Here is a 7,563-nt window from a genome sequence, read left to right as displayed (position 1 = left end):
CTGTACCGCGCGGGCAATCCGCTCGTTCAGGACATCGTCACGCACTGGGGCGAATGGCGCGACGGCGTGCCGCGCCGTTGACGGCCAGCGTCTTCAGCGAGAGATCGACGCGAAGTTCAATGCGCGTGCGGCGCGGAACGGAACGGCGTCCAGACGGGCGTCGTGTCGTCCCAATGATCGAGCGGCGAAGGAAGTTGATCGTTCATCACAGGCTCCTGCAACTAACTGACTAATCGGGTGTTCGATGGCGGTGTCTCGATGCCGCGCCGCGGATCATCCGCTGCGCGGCGTTGCGCGTTGACCGATGCTCAACGGCCTGCGCCGGCGAGCTGATTGCCTTCCGGTGTCGGGCGATACGGGCCTTGCGCGAGTTCGAGCCCTTGCGGATACGAATTCGCCTTGCGCAGCCAGGCCAGCGTGCCGTCGCGGCGGGCCTGCTCGACTTCCGCGCTGACTTCGGCGCGCGTGCGCGGGCCGTTGTTGTGCTGCGTGTACCACGACGTGTTCGCGTAGTCGCCTGCGTGCGGGGTGGTCGTATCGGCGAAGGCCGGTGCGGACACGGCGAGTGCGAGGGCGACGGCGGAGAGAAGATGGCGGCGGTTCATGACGTAACTCCTGTGTTGGTCGGAGTTGGCGCGTCGGCGCTTGCTCCGGTCCCGTCAAGCGGGATCTGTTCGATGCGCAACGAGGTGCGCGACAGGGTTTACTCTAGGGGGACGTTCCGGCGCGATAAATGCGGCTGACGCGAATTGAATTGTCGTGATGGTGGAACAATCGCGATCCGTACTGTCGGCAGGGTTACTCGAAAATCGCGCACAGCCGCCTGCAGCGGGGCTCCCGGCGATTTAGCGCGACGCGCGTCGTCACGCACGCGGCCGATTGCCGCGCACGGCGCAAAGGTGTGATGCGGATTCAGGAAAGGCGCTGTGCGGGGCGGGGAAGGCGGCACGAACGTGACGCCGTGGCGGCGCGAAGGCAGGACGGCGCGCGGGCCGCACAGCCCGCGCGCCGCGGTTCAGACGATTACGCGACCCACTCGTTGATGACCGGCGTGTCGAGCGCCGGTGCGCGCTCGGCTTCCTCGAACGTGCGCTTGCTGCACGTCGCGTCGAGGCTGCCCTTGCCGCTCAGCAGCGGGCAGCGGTCGAACACTTCGGCGATCCAGTCGACGAACACGCGTACCTTCGGCGACAGGTGCCGGCTGTGCGGATACACGACCGAGATCGGCATCGGCAGCGGCTTGAGGCCGGGCAGCACTTCCTTGAGCCGGCCGTCGCGCAGGTGCGGCAGCACCATGAACAGCGGCGGCTGGATCAGGCCGAAGCCTTCGAGCCCGCACGTCACGTACGCATCGGCATCGTTGACCGACACGATCGCGTTCATCTTGACCTCGACTTCCTTGCCGTCGGTCAGGAACGTCCAGTCGATCGTGCGGCCCGTGCGGCTCGAGAAGTAGTTGACGGCCTTGTGGTCGTTCAGATCCTCGATCGTCCGCGGCTCGCCGAACTTCTCGAGATACGCGGGCGCAGCGACCGACACGCACTCGAACAATCCGACCCGGCGCGCAACCAGCGACGAATCCTGCAGCGCACCGACGCGGATCACGCAGTCGACGCCTTCCTGCAGCAGGTCGACCGGCCGGTCGGACAGGCCGAGCTGCAGGTCGATGTCCGGATAGCGCGTGTGGAATTCGCACAGCGACGGAATCACCAGCAGCCGCCCGATCGAGCCCGGCATGTCGATACGCAACTTTCCGTGCGGCTTGCGGTTGTTGTTCTGGAAGCTTGCTTCGGTTTCCTCGACATCGGCGAGGATCCGCACGCAGCGTTCGTAGTACGCGGCCCCGTCCGGCGTGAGCGACAGCCGGCGCGTGGTCCGGTGCATCAGCCGCACGCCGAGGAAGGCTTCGAGATTCTGGATGATCGTCGTGACGGACGCCCGCGGCAGGCTGAGCGACTCTGCTGCCTTGGTGAAGCTGCTTGTATCGACGACGCGAGTAAACACCTGCATGGCCTGAAGCCGGTCCATCACAACCTCCGCAATCTAATTTGCCGCCCGAACGACAAGGCTGCGCTACCTCATGGGTAAGCGCAGCCTGGATTGTTCGGGGGCGTTGAATTGTGTTGCCGGATTATAGGCATTTATCCGGATGTCTGCCGGACCCAGAATTCGTTCCATCTCGAAATGGATGCTGCATCGTCATGGACGCTTCTGAATTCAGCAAATTCCTGAAAGCCGCGTTGCCCGCCGAAGCCAGAGCCGGCGCGGCACTGACGGTCGCGGAGGTGGAAATCCCCGGCTACGCGCAGGACATCGTGCTGCGCCTCTATCGGCGCGCGGACAAGACCGGATTGCCGGTAGTGCTTTACTTCCACGGCGGCGGTTTCGTGCGCGGCACGCTGGATGACGCCGATTTCGCCGCGCGCTTTTTAGCAGAACGCTTACCGGCTCTCGTAGTGTCGGTCGATTATTCGCTCGCGCCGGCCTTTCCTTTTCCGGCCGCGCCGGAGGATGCGTATCGCGCGGCCGTGTGGGCCGCGACGCGCGCCCGCGCGTTCGGCGGCAATCCGAAGAAGATCGGCGTCGCGGGGCACGATGCGGGCGGCCAGCTCGCGAACTGTCTCGCGTTCATCGCGCGCGATCGCGGCGAAGTGTCGATTGCCGCGCAGGCCCTGTTCGGGCCGATGCTCGACCCGAGCATGACGCGCATCGGCGACGCCGAACGCCTTGCGTCGGACATCACCGCGCGCGAATGCGCGGCCTGTTATCGCGCCTATTTGCCGCAGGCGGCGCAGCGCATGCACCCGTATGCGGCGCCGCTCGAATCGGTGCGCCTCGCGGGCCTGCCGCCGACGCTCGTCGTCACCGCGCAGAACGACGTGCTGCACGTCGAAGCGGAGAAATATGCGGGCTGCCTGATTTCATCGGGCGTGCTCACGCAGGTGATCCGCTACCCGGACGTCACGCACGCGGCGCTCGCGACGCACGAGGCCGCGCTCGAGGAGGCCGTGCGCTTCTTCCAGTGCCGCTTCCAGGCGCGCCAGCCGAACCGTTCCGAATAACCAGAACCAATCCACGCTTATTGGAGATCCACATGGCCATCCTACGCACCTCCCGCTCCCGAATCGCGACCGCGGCGATCGCGACGCTCGCCGTCGTCGGCCTCGGCACGTTCGGCGCGATGCGCGTGAACGCGAACGCGCCCGAAAAGGCGGCAGCGCCGCTGCCCGAAGTCGACGTCGCGACCGTCGTGCCGCAGACCGTCACCGACTGGCAAGGCTATTCGGGCCGCCTCGAGGCGGTCGAGAAAGTCGACGTGCGCCCGCAGGTGTCGGGCACGATCGTCGCGGTGAACTTCAAGGACGGCGCGCTCGTGAAGAAGGGCGACGTGCTGTTCGTGATCGATCCGCGCCCGTACCAGGCGGAAACCGACCGCGCGGCCGCGCAGCTCGCCGCCGCGCAGGCCCGCAACGGCTATGCGCAAAGCGACTGGCAGCGCGCGCAGCGCTTGATCGGCGACAACGCGATCGCGAAGCGCGACTACGACGAGAAGCAGAACGCGGCGCGCGAAGCGACGGCGAACCTGAAGGCCGCCGAAGCCGCGCTGGAAACGGCGCGCATCAACCTCGGCTATACGCGCATCACCGCACCCGTGTCGGGCCGAGTGTCGCGCGCGGAAATCACGCTCGGCAACGTCGTGTCGGCCGGCGCGTCCGCCGCGCCGCTGACGACGCTGGTGTCGGTGTCGCCGATCTACGCGTCGTTCGACGCGGACGAGCAGACCTACCTGCAATACATCAACGGCGCGCGCAACGGCCGCAAGGTGCCGGTCGAGCTCGGCCTCGCGAATGAAACCGGCTACTCGCGCAGCGGCGAGATCGACTCGGTCGACAACCGGCTCGACACGTCGTCCGGCACGATCCGCGTGCGCGCGCGCTTCGACAACGCGGACGGCACGCTCGTCCCCGGGCTCTACGCGCGCGTGAAGGTGGGCGGCAGCGCACCGCACGAGGCGCTGCTCGTCGACGATGCGGCGATCAACACCGACCAGGACAAGAAGTTCGTGTTCGTCGTCGACCAGCAGGGCCGCGTGTCGTATCGCGAAGTGCAGCAGGGCATGCAGCACGGCAACCGGCGCGTGATCGTGAGTGGCCTCGCCGCCGGCGATCGCGTGATCGTGAACGGCACGCAGCGCGTGCGGCCGGGCGAGCAGGTGAAGCCGCACATGGTCCCGATGACGGGCGGCGATGCGCCGTCCGCGCCGCTCGCGGACAACGCGAAGCCGGCCGCACCGGCGAAGGCGGAATCGTAAGCGGCCCGCCGCTTCGATTTCCGCGTTCAACCAGACAGAGCAACCCATGAACATTTCCAAATTCTTTATCGACCGGCCGATCTTTGCAGGAGTCCTATCGGTGATCGTCCTGCTCGGCGGGGTGATCGCGATGTTCCTGCTGCCGATTTCGGAGTATCCGGAAGTCGTGCCGCCGTCCGTGATCGTGAAGGCGCAGTATCCGGGCGCGAACCCGAAAGTGATCGCCGAGACGGTCGCGTCGCCGCTGGAAGAGCAGATCAACGGCGTCGAGGACATGCTCTACATGCAGTCGCAGGCGAACAGCGACGGCAACATGACGATCACCGTCACGTTCAAGCTCGGCACCGATCCGGACAAGGCCACGCAGCTCGTGCAGAACCGCGTGAACCAGGCGTTGCCGCGCCTGCCGGAAGACGTGCAGCGGCTCGGCATCACCACGGTGAAGAGCTCGCCGACGCTGACGATGGTGGTCCACCTGATCTCGCCGGACAACCGCTACGACATGACCTACCTGCGCAACTACGCGCTGATCAACGTGAAGGATCGCCTGTCGCGGATCCAGGGCGTCGGCCAGGTGCAGCTGTGGGGTTCGGGCGACTACGCGATGCGCGTGTGGCTCGATCCGCAGAAGGTCGCGCAGCGCGGACTGTCGGCCGAGGACGTCGTGCAGGCCATCCGCGAGCAGAACGTGCAGGTCGCGGCCGGCGTGATCGGCGCGTCGCCGTCGCTGCCCGGCACGCCGCTGCAACTGTCGGTGAACGCGCGTGGCCGTCTGCAGACGGAAGACGAGTTCGGCGACATCGTCGTGAAGACGACGCCGGACGGCGGCGTCACGCATCTGCGCGACATCGCGCGCATCGAGCTGGACGCGTCCGAGTACGGGCTGCGCTCGCTGCTCGACAACAAGCCGGCCGTCGCGATGGCGATCAACCAGTCGCCGGGCGCGAACTCGCTGCAGATCTCCGACGAAGTGCGCAAGACGATGGCCGAGCTGAAGCAGGACATGCCGGCCGGCGTCGACTACAAGATCGTCTATGACCCGACGCAGTTCGTGCGCTCGTCGATCAAGGCCGTGGTGCACACGCTGCTCGAAGCGATCGCGCTGGTCGTGATCGTCGTGATCGTGTTCCTGCAGACCTGGCGCGCGTCGCTGATTCCGCTGATCGCGGTGCCGGTGTCGATCATCGGCACGTTCTCGCTGCTGCTGGCGTTCGGGTATTCGATCAACGCGCTGTCGCTGTTCGGGATGGTGCTCGCGATCGGGATCGTGGTCGACGATGCGATCGTGGTGGTCGAGAACGTCGAGCGCAACATCGAGAGCGGGATGAACGCGCGGGCGGCGACCTACAAGGCGATGCAGGAAGTGAGCGGGCCGATCATCGCGATCGCGCTGACGCTCGTCGCCGTGTTCGTGCCGCTCGCGTTCATGTCGGGCCTGACCGGCCAGTTCTACAAGCAGTTCGCGATGACGATCGCGATCTCGACGGTGATCTCGGCGTTCAACTCGCTGACGCTGTCGCCGGCGCTGTCCGCGATCCTGCTGAAGGGCCACGGCGACAAGGAAGACTGGCTCACGCGCGTGATGAACCGCGTGCTCGGCGGCTTCTTCCGCGGCTTCAACAAGGTGTTCCATCGCGGCGCGGAGAACTACGGCCGCGGCGTGCGCGGCGTGCTGTCGCGCAAGACCCTGATGCTCGGCGTGTACCTCGTGCTGGTGGGTGCGACCGTGCTCGTGTCGAAGGTCGTGCCGGGCGGCTTCGTGCCCGCGCAGGACAAGGAATACCTGATCGCGTTCGCGCAGCTGCCGAACGGCGCGTCGCTCGACCGCACCGAGAAGGTGATCCGCGACATGGGTTCGATCGCGCTGAAGCAGCCGGGCGTCGAGAGCGCGGTCGCGTTCCCGGGGCTGTCGGTGAACGGCTTCACCAACAGCTCGAGCGCGGGCATCGTGTTCGTCACGCTCAAGCCGTTCTCGGAGCGGCACGGCAAGGCGCTGTCGGCCGGTGCGATCGCCGGTGCGCTGAACCAGCAGTACGGTGCGATCAAGGATTCGTTCGTCGCGGTGTTCCCGCCGCCGCCGGTGCTCGGCCTCGGCACGCTCGGCGGGTTCAAGATGCAGATCGAGGATCGCGGCGCGGTCGGCTACGCGAAGCTGTCGGATGCGACCAACGACTTCATCAAGCGCGCGCAGCAGGCGCCTGAGCTGGGCCCGTTGTTTACGAGCTACCAGATCAACGTGCCGCAGCTGAATGTCGATCTCGACCGCGTGAAGGCGAAGCAGCTCGGCGTGCCGGTCACCGACGTGTTCAACACGATGCAGGTGTATCTCGGCTCGCTGTACGTGAACGACTTCAACCGCTTCGGACGCGTGTACCAGGTGCGCGTGCAGGCCGATGCACCGTTCCGTCAGCGCGCGGACGACATCCTGCAGCTGAAGACGCGCAACGACCGTGGCGAAATGGTGCCGCTGTCGTCGCTCGTCACGGTGACGCCGACGTTCGGCCCGGAAATGGTCGTGCGCTACAACGGCTACACCGCAGCCGACATCAACGGCGGCCCGGCGCCGGGCTTCTCGTCGGGTCAGGCACAGGCGGCGATCGAGCGTATCGCGCATGAAACGCTGCCGCGCGGCGTGCGGTTCGAATGGACCGACCTCACGTACCAGCAGATCCTGGCAGGCGATTCGGCGATGTACGTGTTCCCGATCAGCGTGCTGCTCGTGTTCCTCGTGCTCGCCGCGCTGTATGAAAGCCTGACGCTGCCGCTCGCGGTGATCCTGATCGTGCCGATGAGCATTCTGTCGGCGCTGACGGGTGTGTGGCTCACGCAGGGCGACAACAACATCTTCACGCAGATCGGCTTGATGGTGCTGGTGGGGCTGTCCGCGAAGAACGCGATCCTGATCGTCGAATTCGCACGCGAACTGGAGCATGACGGCAGGACGCCGTTCGAGGCCGCGATCGAGGCGAGCCGGCTGCGGCTGCGCCCGATATTGATGACATCGATCGCCTTCATCATGGGTGTCGTGCCGCTCGTCACGTCGACGGGGGCGGGTTCGGAAATGCGCCATGCGATGGGTGTCGCGGTGTTCTTCGGGATGCTCGGCGTGACGCTGTTCGGGCTGATGCTGACGCCGGTGTTCTACGTCGTGCTGCGCACGCTGGCGGGCGGCAAGATCCACGTCGCGGGCAAGGACTCGGCCGGTTATGGCGTGTCGCCTTCCGGTGCGCCGGCTACGGATGCTTGAGGAC

At 66.3% G+C, this 7,563-nt stretch carries 5 protein-coding genes; 3 read left to right on the top strand and 2 right to left on the bottom strand.

Features of this window, described 5'->3' with window-relative positions; genetic code table 11:
* Window positions 1-308: 308 nt before the first annotated feature.
* Window positions 309-605 carry a DUF4148 domain-containing protein gene (locus DID98_RS31815; protein ID WP_044845765.1) on the bottom strand — a complete coding sequence of 99 codons (297 nt, stop codon included), beginning with the start codon at window positions 603-605 and terminating at the stop codon, window positions 309-311.
* A 418-nt stretch (window positions 606-1,023) separates the two neighbouring features.
* Window positions 1,024-2,028 (bottom strand): putative multidrug efflux transcriptional regulator CeoR, encoded by a 1,005-nt coding sequence (ceoR, locus tag DID98_RS31810; protein ID WP_044845764.1) that lies wholly within the window; start codon window positions 2,026-2,028, stop codon window positions 1,024-1,026.
* 173 nt (window positions 2,029-2,201) lie between these two features.
* On the opposite strand from ceoR, the gene DID98_RS31805 reads away from it, so the two are divergent.
* From DID98_RS31805 to ceoB, 3 genes are read left to right on the top strand one after another with little or no spacing between them, the layout of a single operon-like run.
* Window positions 2,202-3,062 carry an alpha/beta hydrolase gene (locus tag DID98_RS31805; protein ID WP_044845763.1) on the top strand — a complete coding sequence of 287 codons (861 nt, stop codon included), beginning with the start codon at window positions 2,202-2,204 and terminating at the stop codon, window positions 3,060-3,062.
* A gap of 32 nt (window positions 3,063-3,094) precedes the next feature.
* The gene (gene ceoA, locus DID98_RS31800) at window positions 3,095-4,312 is read left to right on the top strand and encodes a multidrug efflux RND transporter periplasmic adaptor subunit CeoA (RefSeq protein ID WP_044845762.1); all 1,218 of its coding nucleotides are present in this window, start codon (window positions 3,095-3,097) and stop codon (window positions 4,310-4,312) included.
* Between the two features lie 46 nt (window positions 4,313-4,358).
* A complete protein-coding gene (gene ceoB / locus DID98_RS31795; RefSeq protein ID WP_124489336.1) occupies window positions 4,359-7,559 on the top strand; it encodes a multidrug efflux RND transporter permease subunit CeoB in 3,201 nt (1,066 codons plus the stop codon).
* Window positions 7,560-7,563: the final 4 nt, after the last annotated feature.

It is taken from the genome of Burkholderia sp. Bp8984 (assembly GCF_003853755.1).
GTDB lineage: Bacteria > Pseudomonadota > Gammaproteobacteria > Burkholderiales > Burkholderiaceae > Burkholderia.
The sequence above is the reverse complement of the archived record's forward strand: the minus strand, read 5'-3'. Positions and strand labels throughout refer to the sequence as shown.